At 25.5% G+C, this 18,362-nt stretch carries 9 protein-coding genes, 1 tRNA gene and 1 pseudogene; 4 read left to right on the forward strand and 7 right to left on the reverse strand.

The features are described from left to right. Nucleotides 1-86 precede the first annotated feature (86 nt). Together mtaB and GOY14_RS03185 are read left to right on the forward strand one after the other, a co-directional pair. Nucleotides 87-1,313, forward strand: coding sequence for a tRNA (N(6)-L-threonylcarbamoyladenosine(37)-C(2))-methylthiotransferase MtaB (mtaB, locus tag GOY14_RS03180; RefSeq protein ID WP_175809823.1), 1,227 nt, complete (start codon nt 87-89; stop codon nt 1,311-1,313). A 49-nt stretch (nt 1,314-1,362) separates the two neighbouring features. Next, complete coding sequence (locus GOY14_RS03185) at nt 1,363-2,175, forward strand: outer membrane protein (protein ID WP_255419686.1); 813 nt, start codon at nt 1,363-1,365, stop codon at nt 2,173-2,175. Nucleotides 2,176-3,389: 1,214 nt separating this feature from the next. On the opposite strand, the gene GOY14_RS03190 is transcribed toward GOY14_RS03185, so the two are convergent. The 5 genes from GOY14_RS03190 to rpmE all read right to left on the reverse strand — a co-directional run bounded on the left by GOY14_RS03190 (nt 3,390) and on the right by rpmE (nt 10,710). After that, nucleotides 3,390-4,286, reverse strand: coding sequence for a cation diffusion facilitator family transporter (locus GOY14_RS03190; protein ID WP_175809825.1), 897 nt, complete (start codon nt 4,284-4,286; stop codon nt 3,390-3,392). A 26-nt stretch (nt 4,287-4,312) separates the two neighbouring features. Beyond that, nucleotides 4,313-4,385: transfer RNA gene (locus GOY14_RS03195), tRNA-Val, on the reverse strand. A 2,069-nt stretch (nt 4,386-6,454) separates the two neighbouring features. Then, entirely contained in the window at nt 6,455-7,351 is an 897-nt protein-coding gene (locus tag GOY14_RS03200; protein ID WP_175809826.1) for an aspartate carbamoyltransferase catalytic subunit, read from the reverse strand. A 2,315-nt stretch (nt 7,352-9,666) separates the two neighbouring features. Then, nucleotides 9,667-10,464, reverse strand: a complete 798-nt coding sequence (locus GOY14_RS03205; protein WP_175809827.1) for an NAD kinase — start codon at nt 10,462-10,464, stop codon at nt 9,667-9,669. Nucleotides 10,465-10,497: 33 nt separating this feature from the next. Next, the gene (gene rpmE / locus GOY14_RS03210) at nt 10,498-10,710 is read right to left on the reverse strand and encodes a 50S ribosomal protein L31 (protein WP_175809828.1); all 213 of its coding nucleotides are present in this window, start codon (nt 10,708-10,710) and stop codon (nt 10,498-10,500) included. A 126-nt stretch (nt 10,711-10,836) separates the two neighbouring features. On the opposite strand from rpmE, the pseudogene fabD reads away from it, so the two are divergent. Next, nucleotides 10,837-11,813, forward strand: a pseudogene (gene fabD / locus GOY14_RS03215) (ACP S-malonyltransferase). Between the two features lie 36 nt (nt 11,814-11,849). Here fabD and gpmI read toward each other — a convergent pair. Next, the gene (gene gpmI / locus GOY14_RS03220; RefSeq protein WP_175809830.1) at nt 11,850-13,355 is read right to left on the reverse strand and encodes a 2,3-bisphosphoglycerate-independent phosphoglycerate mutase; all 1,506 of its coding nucleotides are present in this window, start codon (nt 13,353-13,355) and stop codon (nt 11,850-11,852) included. A 969-nt stretch (nt 13,356-14,324) separates the two neighbouring features. Between gpmI and rsmH the strand changes: the two genes are divergently transcribed. Continuing rightward, nucleotides 14,325-15,323 carry a 16S rRNA (cytosine(1402)-N(4))-methyltransferase RsmH gene (gene rsmH / locus GOY14_RS03225; protein WP_175809831.1) on the forward strand — a complete coding sequence of 333 codons (999 nt, stop codon included), beginning with the start codon at nt 14,325-14,327 and terminating at the stop codon, nt 15,321-15,323. Nucleotides 15,324-17,643: 2,320 nt separating this feature from the next. On the opposite strand, the gene GOY14_RS03230 is transcribed toward rsmH, so the two are convergent. Beyond that, complete coding sequence (locus tag GOY14_RS03230; RefSeq protein WP_255419687.1) at nt 17,644-18,321, reverse strand: septal ring lytic transglycosylase RlpA family protein; 678 nt, start codon at nt 18,319-18,321, stop codon at nt 17,644-17,646. Between the last annotated feature and the right edge of the window lie 41 nt (nt 18,322-18,362).

Genomic DNA, 18,362 nt, shown 5'->3' on the forward strand with positions numbered 1-18,362 from the left:
AGAGTTGTTTATTGCATAATTAAGAAGTTTATGACTTCGTTTGAATATTTGATATAATAATAAAATTATAAGTCATTAAAGTCAATATGAATGAAATAATAACATTTGGTTGTCGTCTAAATTTTTATGAAAGTGAACTGATCAAAGAAGCACTAAAAAAAGCAAGAAGAAAAAATATCATTGTGATACACAGCTGTGCAGTAACAAACGAAGCAGAACGTCAAGTAAAACAAAAAATACGTAAGATTCATAAAAATGATCCAAATAAAGAGATTATCGTAGTTGGCTGTGCTGTTCAATTAGATCCTAAATCATATAGTAACATCCCTGGCGTAAGTAAAGTATTAAATAATCAAGACAAGCTAAAAGCTACAAATTATTTGCTAAATGATAATAAAATATTAGCCAGTGATAACCAAGAAAGTAGTTCCTTAATTAATAAATTTGAAAACAAGTCAAGAGCATTTATTAAAATTCAAAATGGCTGTAACCATGATTGTACATTCTGCTCAATTACTAAAGCAAGAGGTAATAACAAATCTGTACCAATAAAGAGTATTATTGAACAAATAAGGATTTTCATAGCAAATAATTATCAAGAAGTAGTACTTACAGGAGTTGATATTAGTGATTTTGGTACAGACTTATTTGGAAAACCTTCACTTGGTTCAATGATCAAAAAAGTTTTAAAAGACGTTCCAGAACTGAAGAGACTTAGACTTTCCTCTATTGACATTGCCGAAATTGATAACGAATTAATGGATCTAATAGTCAACGAATCAAGATTTATGCCATATCTACACTTAAGTTTACAATCTGGCAATAATTTAATCCTAAAAAGAATGAAACGCCGTCATAACAAAGAACAAGTAATAGAATTTTGTCATAAAGTAAAAAACTTAAGACCTGATATAGCATATGGTGCTGATATTATTACTGGATTTCCAACAGAAACTGATGAAATGTTTCAGGATACAGTTAATCTCCTAAAAGAAGCAAACATAGTTTACCTACATGCTTTCCCATACTCAAAGCAAAAGGACACACCTGCAGCACGAATGCCACAAGTACCAGAAAATATACGTAAAGAAAGGGCAAAAAAGCTAAGAAAAATAAATGAAGAAATGATGATCAACTTTTATCAATCTCTGATAGGTACTAAACAAAATGTTCTGGTTGAAAAAAATAATATTGGCAAAGCAGAAAATTTTGCATCAGTAAAGCTTTTATCAAAGGCTGAAAGAAAAAACATTGTAAAAGCTAATATTATAGGAATGGAAAGAAATTATTTAATTGGAAGTATTCTTTCTTAATTTTCATAAAAATGAAATGCATATAACATTACAAATTACAAATTTATTCGTGACTAAAAAATCTGTTGTTTTTAATGTATTACTAATCTTATGCACCATTTTTTTTTCTGTCCAAGCTGATCATTATCCAGATAATAAACAGTTCATAGATAACTTAATATTTACAAAAGCATCTGCACATCATGAATCTAAAAAAAAAATTAATAAAAAAGAATCTATGTCAGCTAAAGATAGAAAACTTAATTTTTATATCAGTGCTAACCTTGGTAAGGTATACTCAGATAATTCAAAACTATTTATAAATGGCATAAAAGCAATTAGAGAAAGAGTATCTACCTTAGTTAAAAAAAACCGCTATGATTCTATAATAAAAAATATAGTTGCAGATGAAATCAAAAGCGTAAGAAAATTTAATGGCGAAATTAATTTTCATTGGCTCAACAGCATATCTTTAGGTTGCTATACAAGCAAAAACTGCCGAGTTGCTTTTGAAGCTACGTGCTCTAAGATTGATATCAAAAATGATCACTCTTCTTCAGTATTTGACAGATCAGCTAATATATTTGCATTTTTGTTTAATATTTATTACAGCCCAAATATTCAAGATATACAAATTACTCCATATATTGCCCTTGGCATAGGATCAGCAGTTTTTAAATTAAAAAAAATTAATGAATTATCACAAAACTTAATGCCACTAAACATTCCTTGGTTCGCTTATCAAATAAAATTTGGTGTTGACTACCTAATAATTCCAGGAATAAAACCTTCATTTGGTTACCGTTACTTCAGTACTTCAATACCTATTGCAGAGAACATATCAACTCATAGTATCGAGATCGGTTTAACATTAAACTTCTAATCTAAAGACTCTATATATATCCTCACCCTTCTTAATTAGAAACAAAACAGTCGGTAATTACTGTTCTAAACAGTTGTTTGTTTTCAATATTACTCCAGCTTCCTCGTACTTTATAATATAATAAAAAACTTTATCATTTCCTTATATCCTATCAATTTATTCATTAACTAACTTAAGACCTCTTAACATAAAATCAATTATGATTCAATAATTAAAATACCACTATTCAATCTTGCCTTACTCTATTCTATATTCACTATACCCTACATTTAGATTTTTTAATGTAACCACTAATTTTTTTTTACAAAACTGAAATAATATCCACAAATTTTTATAGCAAAAATATTATACCAAAAATTATCAACCAATAATATTACTGCACTCTGTTTCAGAGTGCTGACATAATTAAAATTATTATCCTCTATACATCAGAAAATAAATTTAATTTTCAATAAAAACAGTCATTGCTGATGATTATTAATAATATATACTCCAAAAACTTTAAACAGTAAAAGTATAAACTTACTACTTTCATTAAATTTTTTAGTTAATTAAAGAAAAATTTATTATTAAATGAATACAAAAAGACATTGCCCAACAAATAATAACCCAACTATTTCACTCTCATATTATCTCACTCCTACAAAATACAATTGCTAACTATAAGTATTTTTAAAACTCTATAAAAACTAATTTCTTGGTTAACTATTCTTCCATTACTTAGATAATAAATTTAACATCATCACTTTATTTCAAAATTATTTCATTTTTAACTTTTAAATAATATACTCACTATTTTCTTATTTACGTTTAAACTAGTTTTTAAAAACTTTTCTATTTTGACATTAAACTCCTTACTAATAATTTTTGCATATATTAATAAAGTAAGTTTTTGCTTACAAAAGACTATGAACTTATGAGAAAAGACAAGATTTTCGTGCTTCACCATTCTGAATAGATATTTTTCATGTAACCTTTATTAAAAACTTACTTACCTCAAATTGTAACAATCTTCATAATTTACTCATATAAACATACCCCATACCCTCCTAAAAAAAAGAACACATAAAAAACAATAATATTCAAAGAAAATAAACCTCAAAACCATTTAAAAAGATCCTAATTATTGATTTACCTTTAATGTTTTAAAAATCTTTATTGAAATAGTGTTAGTCTCCATTTGCTCAAATTTATAGTCACTAACTATTATAAAACTATATCTTCAATATCTTATCATCCACACATTCATCGTATTCAATTTCAACTGTAGAATGAGCAATTTTAAACTCATTTAATAATATTTTCTTTATCTCATATAAAATACCAGTATGTTGTGCATCTTGCCTCACCTTAGCATGCATAGTAATTATAAAATAATTATCAGACAGTGACCATGCATGTATATGATGTATATCAATAACTTCAGGTAGCTTAGATATTATCCTACTCTTTATCCCTTCAGCTGATACCCCTTCAGGAGTACCTTCAAGAAGAATATGACAAGAACTTTTAAGAATTTTATAGCCGCTGCTTAGAATTACTATGCTAACAAATACTGATAAAACAGGATCCACTACTTGCCATCCAGTTAGCATGATAATTATAGATGCAAATATAGCAGCTATAGAACCTAAAATATCCCCTATAACATGCAACACAGCGCTTTTTATATTTATATTACTTTCACATTTACTATGCAATATAAAAAAAACTACAACATTAGCAATTAGTCCAAATGTAGCAATAATTAACATTATTTTCCATTCAATATCGACTGGAAAAATAAATCTTCTTATTGACTCAACTATAATAATCACAGAAATAAAAAATAAAGTCAAACCATTAACAAACGCTGCAATTATTTGCAATCTATGATATCCGTATGATCTCTGTAGATCAGACTTCTTAGCTGAAAATTTATGTGCTATCCAACTTAATACTAAAGCAAAAAGATCAATAAGCATATGACCTGCATCCGACAATAGAGCAAGTGAATGCGAAATTATTCCACCTACTATTTCCATAAACATTGTAATTGCAACTATTATTATAGAATGAATTAAACGCTTGGACTCTGCTGCTGAATGTTTGCCGTTATGTACTGCTATCATACAAACCTTTCATGGATAGAAAAAAGTGGGTAACACTGGGCTCGAACCAATGACCTCTTGCACGTCAAGCAAGTGCTCCACCAACTGAGCTAGTTACCCATTATGGCTTTAGTATACTTTCTCAGTAGAATTAAAGTCAATTTACTTTTAAAGTATATATTTATCACTTTATCTAATATAATCTAAAAAAACAATATATAGAATCTCAGCTATATTCTGTAACTTAATATATCAAATTCATCTTTCATATTTTTATTCAAATTAGAATTTAAAATATATTAAAATATATAAAATAAAAAAACAAAATATTAATCACACACTAAAAATACAATAGTTGAGCAAAATTATATGAAAAGTAAATTACAAACAATAGGAACCATAGCAAACAATTACTAACCTAATAAAAATAAAGATCACAAATGATCATGCTTCTCAAAACAATTTATGAAAAATAAGTTCAAGTAATCTTTTAATAAAGCAGTCTAATCACTATATTAAAGTATATCTCTTGACAAAATAAAAAAAACTTTACTATTAGAAAATAAATAACTTTTATAAAAGGAAAATATTTTTTTTATAAAAATGATAAACTGACTTGATATCAAAAATACATAAAAAACATTATAAAAATATAAAATACATTCAGTAAGAACTATAATCATGATATATAATTGATGAAATTATATATGACAACTATACATAAAACAAGGTTTATCAATTACTCAATAAGTGATCAAGGTAAATATATAGACTCTAATATATTATAAATTCATATATATAAAATTTATTACGTCATATACTAAATCAGGTTCAAAAAGGTTAAACTGAAAACAAACAAGAAAAATTTAGTATATTTAAAGATAAAATTAGGAATTATTAGAAATAACTTCTCAAAAAAAATAACCATTATCTAATAAATTAAAAAATTTATAGTTATAAAATTAATAACATATTATACAAAAAACTTCTAAAGAATAGCTGACTAGCATAAAGTAATAATAAAATTTAAGAAATTTATATAAAATATAATATTTAAATAAAAAGTAAGTTAAAAAAGATTAAGAGATCAAAAAAAAGAGCAGTAAATATTCTCAACAAGAAATAATATTAATATTTCAAAGTAAACAAATTTAATAATCACTGAAGTCAATACTTAAATCGCGACTTAATCAACAATAATTTTAAAATAAAAATTTTTAAAGATCTACTAATCAAAATAACAATACTATTATCATAATAAAAATCTTCTCAAAGTGTTAAAAAATATTAATCTCAATGAAATTTCTCAAATCAAAAAAGATAATAATTCATTCCTATCACATGGAAACATTACACTTCAAACTCTTTTTTTTACTTAAAAATTTAAAAAAAACTAAAATATTTAATAGTAGTCATGATATTATATACCAAATAACAGTATTATATTATCCCTAATACAACCATATTAGTATATGTATTCCTAATGGTGAAAATAATGGCTATACCGTGCAAAGATCAATTATCATGATTACAACCATATCATCAAACATAAATTTATTTATATGTCAACATTTTCTTAATTTCATACTAATCTAAATAAAACCTTAATAAAATATTTAACAAAACATGTTTTTTAATTCATAAATAATGAGAAATGCAATTTTATAAAACTAATTAACAACAAGTATAAAAATCTCACTTTAAAAAAACAGTAAAAAACGTATTGCATTATCAAATGTACAGCAGTTATCGTACATTTTGAAAAAAATTATTAAAATTAAAATATTAACAATTTATTCATACAGTAGCGGAATATAGAAAAATTCTAAGTGCCATTTTCTTTCAAAAACAATAACGCAAAAACACCCTATCACAATGCTAAGTAAAATTACTAAATCTAATTACACTAAATCGAGAAAAAACATAGCCGATGAAAAAGATGAAGTAAAATCTAATACCTTTCACACTTTCGAAACAAAATAAGTTTAAATAAAGTTAAACTTACTTTTCTAGTAATCCTATTTATAATTTTAACATCATCTCAAAAATCAAGGTTCATAAACAAAATAAAGAGCAATAACAAAAATGTGAAGACATCAATACCAAAAATAGATAAAAGCTCTAAGCAATTAAAAAAAACAACGTAAGACCAATATTACAATAAATTTTAATAACATAAAAACTTATCTTTAAAAAGAACTATAATAATGTAGCACTGCCTTACGCATTGCTAACCCGAACTCTACCTGCCGCAAAATAACACAATCTGCTATATCACTACTAATTTCAACTCCTCTATTTATCGGTCCAGGATGCATAACAATAGTATCAGATTTTGCATACGATAACTTCCTCAAATCAAGCCCATATAAATGAAAATACTCTCTCTCCGAAGAGATAAAATAACCATTACTCATGCGCTCCTTCTGTAATCTTAAAAGCATAATTACATCAGCATCTTTTATACCTTCAATTAATGAATGATAAACTAAATTTACTTCAGAAAAATGTCTACAAATCAGAGTTGGGGGAGCAATCAAGCATATTTTCGCTCCAAACATTTTAAATAATCTCATGTTTGATCTTGCAACTCTACTATGCAAAATATCTCCACATATCACAATTTTAAGATTTTTTATCTGATTTTTATAACTGCTAACAACAAAATAATCGGTAAGGGCTTGAGTTGGATGTTCACTACTTCCAGTTCCTGCATTAATGAGTGAACAGTTAACACTTTGAGCTAATATATCAATAAAATCACTATTTTTTTGCCTAATTATTATGTAATCAGGATTCATTGCATCTAATGTTTTTATCATATCCTTCAAACCTTCTCCCTTATTAATAGAAGAAGATTTTATTGGTAAAGTTAGAACATTTGCTCCAAGACTTTTTGCTGCTATTTCAAAAGATGCAAGTGTACGTGTTGAGTCTTCAAAGAATAAATTTATTACTGTCTTACCTTCTAAAAGGTGACAATTTACAACTTTATTTTTAAAGTATTGACTAGCTAAATCAATTATATTTTTTACATCATCAACTGTGAGATCTCGTATGCTAAGTAAGTTCTTTCTACTACCCATAGCTTTTTCTTAAGAGATAATTATAATTAAAATCTATTCTACTTTCTTATACCTTAATTTTCAATAATCCACTAATAAAATAAGAATCCAATCTAATATTACAGTATCTAAATAAAATTAATATTAATTAAAAATGAGGTTAAATTTTATCAATCTAATAAAAATAATAAAAGCAAAGTCAAAAACAGTTTTAAAATAAAGAAAGTAATGATAAAAAAGCTTACTTTAAACAAAACTTTAACATACTCTCTGCAAAAATAACGCTTAGTTGTACTTTTAATTATTCTAGCTCTTCACTACAATCTTACTGTATCATCGAATAGAATGAAACTTTAATATATAGAGATTACATAAATAATAATAAAACCAAAACAAAACCTTACTTTAATAAAGATCTAATATATTTAACAGTAAATAAGTAAAAAAAATTTATAATAAACTTAGCAATAAAGTTAAAAATATTGAGAGAAAAATCTTTAATAATAAAAAAATTTAACCTCCTAACATCTACTCAAACACTGAGCATTACTATATAACAAGAGCATCACAAACAACTTTAAGTAAAACTTCAAGCTTTTATAACACAGGTTATTTTTCAATCATTCCTAAAGACTTTTAATACATCACCACTAATATTTACATCCACTACCCATTTTCCTTAAGAAAAAAAAGCTAATTTAGCTTGCAATATTCTTTTACACATATTCATCAAACGGAATAATTCTTAAAATAATTTACTACTAAAATATATCTTTTACTTACATATAATATAAATTTGTCAAATATCATTACTTTCTTAACACAATCATTTATACTACACTAACTAATTCTTTTATTTCTTAAACCATCGTTTTCAACATAAAAATAATTAACTTTAAAATTAAGCAAAATTATAAAAGGAGCACTAATACTTTTTCTTTTCATTTATGTTTACTAAATTTTCATACTACTTTAATTCTTTAAAATTTACTTACATTTATTATAAACTAATATTTTAGTTATTTCTATAAAAGTAAACTAATAATTTTCACTATATCTAAATTTTAGAGATAGTATTTTCGAACTATAAATCTCTTACATAACAAAAGTTATACATATTTTTTTATTCCTTGAAATATATTCACAATATTTATGCTAAAAAAGTCACCATTACCACTCCTATGTGAAAGTAGCTTAAAAACATTAGCTATAACATCTAACGCTTATTCTCTTCTCTCTCACAAATTCATAAATATGAAGACTAATTTCTCTTTAATGGACAAAATAAAAGTTTACTACTTGTAAGTCGTTATTTTCACTATTTATTTCACATAGAAAAATAAAACCACCAATACAACTACTATTATAATATCTATATTAAAGTTCTCTAAGCTTTTAATTTTTTAATAGATATTTTTTACCAATAGTTCTATCTATAATTAATATTTTATAAGAATACATTTGTCATGCATAATTTTTTCTTATAGCAATGTATAACAAAATATAAATATTCGATAAAAATATGAAATGATAAGAATTACAACGTACGTTATAATCAAAAAAAATTTTTTTTATAATCACTATAACACCATTCATTAAAACGACTCTAAATAAAGCACTTATTTACAACAACTACACTGTTTGAAATAATTACTCAACCACCACACCTACTTTATTAATTTTATTAATTAACTTTTTCATCATATTTAAGAAGTTTATTACTCTTTTTTTTTACAAAGCGCTAGTATAAACTTAAGATCATTTTATACTCAGAAGCACCACAAACTTTATAACATTTTCCCTCTAATACTAATATCTTTATACATCTAGCTAAAATTGATCATACTCTATTTTCTTATGATTGATATTTTCATCAAGCGTTTCTAAATTACTTTAATTACAGAATAAAATTAAAATATTTTGACAATAAAAACAATATATTAATACAATAACTTTTTATTACACATAAAAACAGAACAAACTTGCTTTACTTGCATACACACTAAAGCTAAAACTGTATACAAAACATGCATAAAAAATTGTCCTGCACTTTACTCACAAAATATATTCATTTTTAACCAAATTCTATGGTTTTTTAACTAATTAAAATTATTAAGCCCCCCCCTTGCTACTTTTAATAGCCAACCTTTTTTTATAAAAAATACTAAATTAATATAAATTAGTTACCAACAATTTTTCTAAAACTCTACTAAATATCATAAAATATATATTATCTTTTTAGAACAAGAACACCTGCTATTATTAGCTATTCAAATATACACATCTTAATATTCTTTGTTCTTTATCCTTAAAAACTAATATTTAAAAATAAAAAATCAATATAAAAATTGCCTATCAAAAATTCTTTCACCTAATGAACAATCCTTATTAAAAAGTAAAGTGATTGTGTTTTCATGATCCTTCTGTATCTTTATCTGCGATATATCATGAAATTCTTTGTAATCCGATACCACAAGTGCTGGACGATTTTCCACATCATTAATATCAAGTTGTACTACTGTATCATTTGAAATTAATGCTCCATTCCAATGCCTTGGATAATAACTATTAATAGAGGTCAATGCAAGTAAATTCGAATTTAAAGGTAAAATTGATCCACCTGCAGAAAAATTATACGCAGTGCTACCTGTAGGAGTAGATAATATTATTCCATCACCTCTAAATTTTTCTATTTTTAGCTTATCATTTATAGTAATATTCATTTCTACTATTTGATTTGCTTTTCTAAAGACATATACTTCATTGACTGCTATATAATGATAACTTTTACCGCTTATATCTGTAGCTTCCATTTTCAATAAAGTCAACTGAGTCAAAGTAGCATACTCTATATGAGTAATCAAATCCTCACTACAGCTAAAACACTTATTCATCAAAAAACCAACATTACCAGTATTTGTTCCATATACATGCATACTTTTATTTCCTATAACATAGTTGTGTAAAGTACGTAGCATAAAACCATCACCACCAACAACTATCAATAAATCAACTTTAAACTTACTTTCTTCCGTTATATTAACAAAATTAAGTTTTTGTAACAGTCTAGATACTTCCTGAGATTTTGGTGATAGAGAAGCAACATAACCTATATTTTTATATTTATGATGCATATTTTAGCTAGTTCTCCAAAATAAGAGAAAAAATTAGAAAATATCCCCATATCTATTGTTAAATTTAGCTACCTTACTAGTTTTACTCGCTGATCCGCTCGTAAAACTTCCAGTCCATGCAGGATGGGTTAGAGGATCTCTATCAAGTTTCACTCTATCACCTTCCTTACCATAAGTGGAACGAGTTACAAACTCTTGACCATCTGTTGTAACTATAGTTATTTTATGATAATCAACTTTTATCATACCTGCCTATAAACTCTCAATTTATTAACATTCTAGTAAACTTAATTTATTAAGTCAATCAGTATTCAAAATATTGACAAAAATTAAATAATATAGTCTCCTTATGAAAAAGAAGTAATAATTATTATGATTTTTGCCTTCCCTGGTCAAGGCTCTCAATTCATAGGAATGGGGAAGAGCTTGTATAATAATTTCTCTGCTGCAAGACAAGTATTTAATGAAGTAGATAACATTCTAAATAGAAACTTATCAAGTTTAATTTTTAATGGTCCTATTGAAGAATTAACTATTACAAAAAATGCTCAACCAGCTATAATGGCAGTGTCAATTGCAACGTTACGTACTATAGAATACGTACTCGGCAGGTCTCTTTTCTCTGACCAAAATACTAAATACATTTGTGGCCATTCAGTTGGAGAGTACACAGCACTATGTGCTGCAGGTGCATTAACCCTTGAGTCCGCAATCAAGCTGCTAAAAGTTCGTAGCAAAATAATGCATGATGTTTCGCTGAAGCGTCAAGGAGGAATGGTTGCACTATTAGGTGCAGAAATAAGTGAAGTAGAAAATATATTAAAATCTACCCAAATTAAAGGAATCTGCGAAATTGCGAATGATAACGGAGGTGGACAAGTAGTAGTGAGTGGTACTATAAAAGCTCTTGAAATGTTACCTAATTTACTCAAAAACACAAGTGTAAGAAAATCAATAAAATTACAAGTTAGTGGACCTTTCCATTCATCTCTTATGAAACCTGCTGATAAAAAATTTTTAAATTTTTTAAAGAATATCAAAATAACTTCTCCTTTAATTCCCTTTGTATCAAATGTTACAGCAAAAGAGGAAAGTAATCCTAAAGCTATAAAAGCTTTACTCGCTAAACAAATTATCAGTAAAGTAAGATGGAAGGAAATGATTTTATATATGTCAAGTCGTGGTACTAACAAATTTATTGAAATTGGCCCTAATAAAATTTTATCTAATTTAGTAAAGAGAATTGATCAATCTATTAGTACAAAAAATGTAAATAGTATTAATGACATTAACAATTTTTTAACAAGCCATTGATATCTGTAAAGAAAAATCTAAAACTATTTAATTAAACGTTATTGTATCTTAATAACAAAATAACAGAAAAATTATTCAATCAATGAACTACCTGTCATTTTACCTGCTTTTTTAATTCCAAATAACTGTAAAATAGTAGGGGCGACATCAGATAACTTTCCATCTTTTAATTTTAAAGTGCTATAATAATTAGAACACACAATAAATGGAACCCTATTCAAAGTATGTGCTGTATGAGGTATATTATTTTTTTCATCAAATATACACTCGACATTGCCATGATCTGCCGTAATAATAAGCACAGCATTGCCTACTTTATTAACAGCATTGAAAACTTTTGCTAGGCAACTGTCTACAGTTAACACAGCCTTCTTAGCTGCTTCCATATTGCCTGTGTGTCCAACCATATCAGGATTAGCATAATTTACAACTATCAGTGCAAATTCTTGAGAATAAATTTTCTCCACCAGCCTTTCAGTAAGTTCAAAAGCCGACATTTCTGGCTTCAAATCATAAGTTTTAACTTTTGGTGAAGGAATGAGAATTCTTTCTTCACCAAGAAAAGGTTTTTCTTTTTTACAATTAAAAAAAAAAGTTACATGGGGATATTTTTCAGTCTCAGCTATACGTAATTGTCGTAATTTATTATCTTCCATTATTTGTCCTAAAGTATCAGCAAAAGATGCAGAAGAGAAAAGAAAAGGAATATGAAAATCTTCTTTATATTTCATCATACTTAAAACAGAAGATAATTTTACTCCTTGACTATAGTTTGTTTTACCCAACAAAATACTTGTCAACTGTATCATTCTATCAGCACGAAAGTTAGCAAATAATACCCCATCCTCTGGTTCTATACCTTGATAATTACCTATCACTGTAGGTTTAATAAATTCATCAGTTACACTACTTTGATAATTAGTATTAATTAACGATATAACATTATCATAACGTGGTGCTTTTGTAAAAGCGATAGCCTCAAAAGCCTTAATTGTCCTTTCCCATCTATTATCACGATCCATAGCATAATAACGTCCAGAGACAGTAGCAATTACTATATTGTTACCCTTTATACTTTCTTCAAACTCTTGAATACATTTTTTCCCAGAATTTGGCAGCGTATCTCTACCATCTAAAAATGCATGTATCACCACTTTAATTCCATACTGTGATACTTTATTTGCTAAAGTTGTAATATGTTTTTGATGCGAATGAACCCCACCATCTGATACTAACCCCATTATATGACATACACCATTTTTATTTTTTAACTTTTTAATAAGATACTGTAGATTTACATTATCTTCTACTGCTCCAATTCCTTGATTAATAAGTTGTAGACTTTGCATTTCTACTCTACCACTACCAATATTCATATGGCCAACCTCTGAGTTACCTATTTGACCACTTGGTAATCCAACATCAGTTCCACAAGCAGATAAACTGCATTTTGGATAATTAGAGTTAATATACTGCCAACATGATGGATTAGCATTGCTAATAGCATTATACTTACTACCTTCTATTCCATTTCCCCAACCATCCAATATACATAAAACAACTGATTTAAAGCCCATAAAAAAATTATCTCATTAAATTAATATTTTTTGATATTATCAAAAATAAACTCTCTTTAACAATCATCTCCAAATTTTTAATATTAATATCCAACATAACTATATAACAAATCTTTAACAATGATATAATCACACGCAACCCAGAACAGAAACTACAAATAAATTTTTACTATCCTATTACCATAAAACTTAAATTACCTCCAAGTCTATAAAATAATTTAACAAACCACCTATTTTTATACTTTAATAACTCTATCAAAACATATTTCATAAATACAACTAATCCCATTATCAAACCAAAATAAAAAGTAAACACTTATAAAAAGTGAAAATTATAATATTTTTTATATAAAATACTACTTACATAACTAAACTAAGTATTTTCTATTATTAAATTCTGCAAAAAATCCACTCTCCTCAAGAAAACATACCTATAAAAATACATTTTCTCGGTCTTACTTAGACTAAAAAAAGATAACCTTCTAATAATCAAAATATTGCAAATTTAATATAGATACTATAAAATTTCAAGCTTAGAAAAAATAATTTAATAAATTAGAGACACATTCAATAATTAAGAAGCAATATTTTTTTCATATTTATCATGAGCATAACTAAATATAAAAGCTGCTATTACCTCATAAAATTATTATAAATTCCTAATAACTACCATTTACTCAAAGAAAAACAAATTTGCTGATTATTTTTACAAATCATTAAAACAATTACATTACAATAAGCATTACAAATCAAACTTTTAAAAATTGTCTTGAATATTTACCATATAACCTTTTATAACTTATTTATTAAAAATCTCTCTTAATTTTTGCAATTAAAATATAATATGATTATATTACTCTAATTCAAAATTATTACTTTACTATCATTGACTACATCAAAAATTTCATATTATAATTATACTCCCATTATTAGCTTTTACTAAAAGCTTTGATAACAAAAATGTCATTTATGCATATTCCAGTCTTACTAAAAGAAATGCTGTCACAACTTTCACCACAAAATGGCGGCACATATATAGATGCTACATTTGGAGCTGGAGGATATAGCAAAGCAATATTAGAATCAGCTGATTGTAAAGTATATGCAATTGATCGAGATAAAACAGTCATTAAGTTTTTTAATAGCTTAAATATTAAATATCCCAACAAAATAAAATTGTTTATTGAAAAATTTAGTAACATCAAAACCATAATAAATAGCACTAACTCCTGGCACTTTATTGAATCTTCTACCATAATTCAAAAACCCTCTTCCATTATCTCAGCAGAGATTAATAAAAAAAAAGTAAACTCAAAATTAAGCATTGAGATGATACCACACAATACTGTAGATGGAGTTGTATTTGACATAGGAGTATCATCTATGCAAATTGATGAAGGAAATAGAGGATTTTCTTTTTTACATAATGGTCCACTTGACATGCGTATGGATAGTTCCTCTTACATTAACGCCTCAATATTCGTTAATACTCTACATGAAGAAGAAATTGCAAATACTATCTATAATTATGGAGGTGAACGTCACTCTCGTAAAATTGCAAGAGCAATAGTAAACGCACGTAAAAAAAAAACTATCAACACTACATTTGAGCTCGCAGATATTATACGTTCAGTAGTATTTCGTGGAAAAAACAAAATTGACCCTGCAACTAAAACATTTCAAGCAATCAGAATATGGGTTAACGATGAGCTTAAAGAACTTGAAAAAGGTATTAAAGCTGCATCCGAAATCTTAAATAAAAATGGTAAGATAATTGTCATCACTTTCCATTCTTTAGAAGATCGTATAGTGAAAACCTTCTTTAAGAGTCTGTGCGAGCCAAGATTCACCAACCATAAAATATTTTTTCCTTTAAATAAAAAAGTAATCAAAGCAAGTATAGAAGAAATAAGTACAAACCCACGTGCACGTTCAGCAAAATTAAGAGCTATACAAAAACTATTATAAACATCCTATTATTTATCTCAACAATGACACTTTATTTTTAGCAACAAAAAAATATTTTAAGTAAATAAATACTTAGCCATTGAATATGAAAATCAACAAAGATGAAATATAAAATTATCAAAAAAAAGAAAGAAAAAAGTTCGAAGGCTTATTAAAAAAAAATTAAAAAATAGGATTATACTCATTATACTAAGTTAAAACCTCAACTTTTTAAAGAATCATGTATATCAACCAGCCTTAAAAGTTTATAAAAACTATACATTACAAAATAATATCTTTAAATATAGAATAAAACTTTAGCATATCTTTAGCTTCTTCATCTTTTAATTTTACCTTTAATTTTACCTTTATCCTTTCTTAATATTTACCTTAAGCCTTAAAATAAAAAGTCATCACACCAAATTAAAGATAAATAAAAAAAATCAATACTTACTTTATAATTCTTCAAACAAAAGATTTAAGTTTATTAATATTATTTATATTTCATTCAACACTAACTTTATTAGATATATTCACTAATTACATTTAACAATTTTTATACCCCATATTTACCTACTTTTTATCTTCATAACAACTTATCTATATTTAAAATAACCTTGATAATAGCAAAAAGTAAAATCCGTTCCCATTGTTCATAAACACCACCTTTAATTTTTGGTAAGATTTTCACAATTTTTATATAAATAATAAAAAAACTTACCAAAAATAAAAAAAAGTTAATAATATTATTAATAGCAACCTTTATATATTCAAGTATTACTATTTAAATCCTTTCATTATACCTTTAATTATCTTTTTTTATAATGTAAAAAATATTATTATTTTTACATAAAGCTTAATAATATAATCTAACATTTAACAAATTAAAAAATAAAGTTTTTTTGTATAGATAAATTTTCCCAAGTTAGTCTTTTATTTACTTTTTTATAATAACCTTACTACATAAACTTTATTAATAAACCATGCAAAAAAAAACTAGTATCATTTTTTTACATTTTTACTTTATATATTGTATTATATCTTTCCCTTAGGATTCTATAATTTTTACATATATGTTAGAATAAATGGAGATTGATAAAAAATCAAAGCAAAAAAAATATTATATTCACATTTTATATTAAATTCTTTCTAAAAAATCACACAATAAAACTATATACATAAAAGCTTCTTCTTTTTAAAGATTTTTTATTGATTTTTAAATTTTTTTATTATCAAAAAAATATTACCTTATATCATTCACAATGTAGAAAATACAGTATAATAAATCTCTTATTTTTAAAATTACTACCATTCAATTATAAAAATTCAGTAGCTACTTATTCTATATATAACAGTATATAATTAACTTTTATTTTTAAAAATCTAATCAAAACAAACTTCATATTCTAACACAATAATTTTATCTAATTACATTACCTTTTTCTAAAAAATTCATTAATTTAAAAAAAAGACTCTATATTTTACATCTAAATTAATACTAATACACTTCTCACTAATTAATTCATATTTTTTTCACACCTATACTCTTTAAATCAAACTACTTTTACACAAAAATAATTCTCTACTTAATAAAGTCTGAATAAATCAGTAAAAATACACTGTATAAGGAAATATTACATATAATTCTACAAAATGATTCTCACTTAGAAAATCCCAAAAAACCATACTACATAAAAACACTATATAAAAAACAAAAGAATATTATAAAAATAATTAACAGTTACTATTTCAGTTAAACTATTAATAATCAAAAATTAAACAAAACACTAAACTCTTTAATGGCTCTTAAAATGGCTCTTAAAAAAAAATTACATTTAAATAAAGATTATATTTATAATAATTATACTTTAAAATAAACAAAGATCAAATTCTTCAACCAAAAGTTATTTTTACAAAATAAGTGTTTATATTTTTAAAAACTGTATTTAAAATTTACTTATTTTTCTAAAGGTTCTATAATTCCAATACTTATTATGAGTAACTCAAATTTTTCATATGATAAAATATTTTTTTGATTAAAATTATTTTTCTATCAAATCAATCAAGAAATCCACTATCAAAAATTAAAGTTTTCATATTTACTAAAATTAGCACCAAGCATACTTTTTCATCTGAAATAACATACGCAAATTTATATGACTAAATAATTATATTAAGAAAAGTTACTTTAAAAAAATTTTATCAAGCGGCAATTTATAATTTATATATAGATACTATTGTCAATTACTATAATTGACCTATCATCACTTAATAAAAAATATAAAATAAAAAAAATCACAGTATTATTACTTTCTTTATATATTAGAAGTTTAATTTTAACTTACTTATAACTCACTTTTACACAATACTGACCATCCTTAAAAAGAAATCTAACATCTTTCATCCCTTGATTACGAAGCTTTGATACAGCTGATTTAGCAGCCTGAATGCTTTTAAAAAATGCAATATACCCTTTACTTTTTGCATTATTTTTCTTTGGATGATGTTTTTGCATTTCTTTTTCATACTGTTTTCTATAATGAGGAGTATTTTTTACTAACCGTTCTGACATTTTCCTTAAATATTGAATTTTCACTTTTGTAAGTCCAGATTTATGAAATCCTAAAATTTTTGCTGCTTTTTCTGATAAATCTATCAACCTACCTTCAACAAACGGTCCTCTATCATTAACCCTTACAATAAGCTTTTTTCCATTCTCTAAATTAGTAACAAGAACAAAACATGGGAGAGGTAAAGTTCTATGTGCAGCAGAAATTAAATGACGGTTAAACACTTCACCATTTGCTGTAATTGTACTATGACCTTTCATTCCATACCATGACGCTATTCCTACCTCTTCATAACGATTACAATGTTTTGGATAATAAGTTACACCATTTATTGTGTAACTATTACCAATCTTATAGTGACCAGAAGCATTATTATACTTGTTATAAAAACTACAACTACTTACCAAAATAAATAACAAGCACAGAAAAACCGAATTTCTCATTATCATATTCAGCAAAAAAGTTTATACCATAAATATTTTAAATTAAA

It is taken from the genome of Wolbachia endosymbiont of Dipetalonema caudispina, from assembly GCF_013365495.1.
Taxonomy (GTDB): Bacteria; Pseudomonadota; Alphaproteobacteria; order Rickettsiales; family Anaplasmataceae; genus Wolbachia.

Bases quoted from the DNA above. Each gene is read 5' to 3' on its own strand.
- mtaB (WP_175809823.1), top strand. From the start codon at position 87: ATGAATGAAATAATAACATTTGGTTGTCGTCTAAATTTTTATGAAAGT.
- GOY14_RS03190 (WP_175809825.1), bottom strand. From the start codon at position 4,286: ATGATAGCAGTACATAACGGCAAACATTCAGCAGCAGAGTCCAAGCGT.
- GOY14_RS03200 (WP_175809826.1), bottom strand. From the start codon at position 7,351: ATGGGTAGTAGAAAGAACTTACTTAGCATACGAGATCTCACAGTTGAT.
- GOY14_RS03205 (WP_175809827.1), bottom strand. From the start codon at position 10,464: ATGCATCATAAATATAAAAATATAGGTTATGTTGCTTCTCTATCACCA.
- rpmE (WP_175809828.1), bottom strand. From the start codon at position 10,710: ATGATAAAAGTTGATTATCATAAAATAACTATAGTTACAACAGATGGT.
- gpmI (WP_175809830.1), bottom strand. From the start codon at position 13,355: ATGGGCTTTAAATCAGTTGTTTTATGTATATTGGATGGTTGGGGAAAT.
- rsmH (WP_175809831.1), top strand. From the start codon at position 14,325: ATGCATATTCCAGTCTTACTAAAAGAAATGCTGTCACAACTTTCACCA.
- GOY14_RS03230 (WP_255419687.1), bottom strand. From the start codon at position 18,321: ATGATAATGAGAAATTCGGTTTTTCTGTGCTTGTTATTTATTTTGGTA.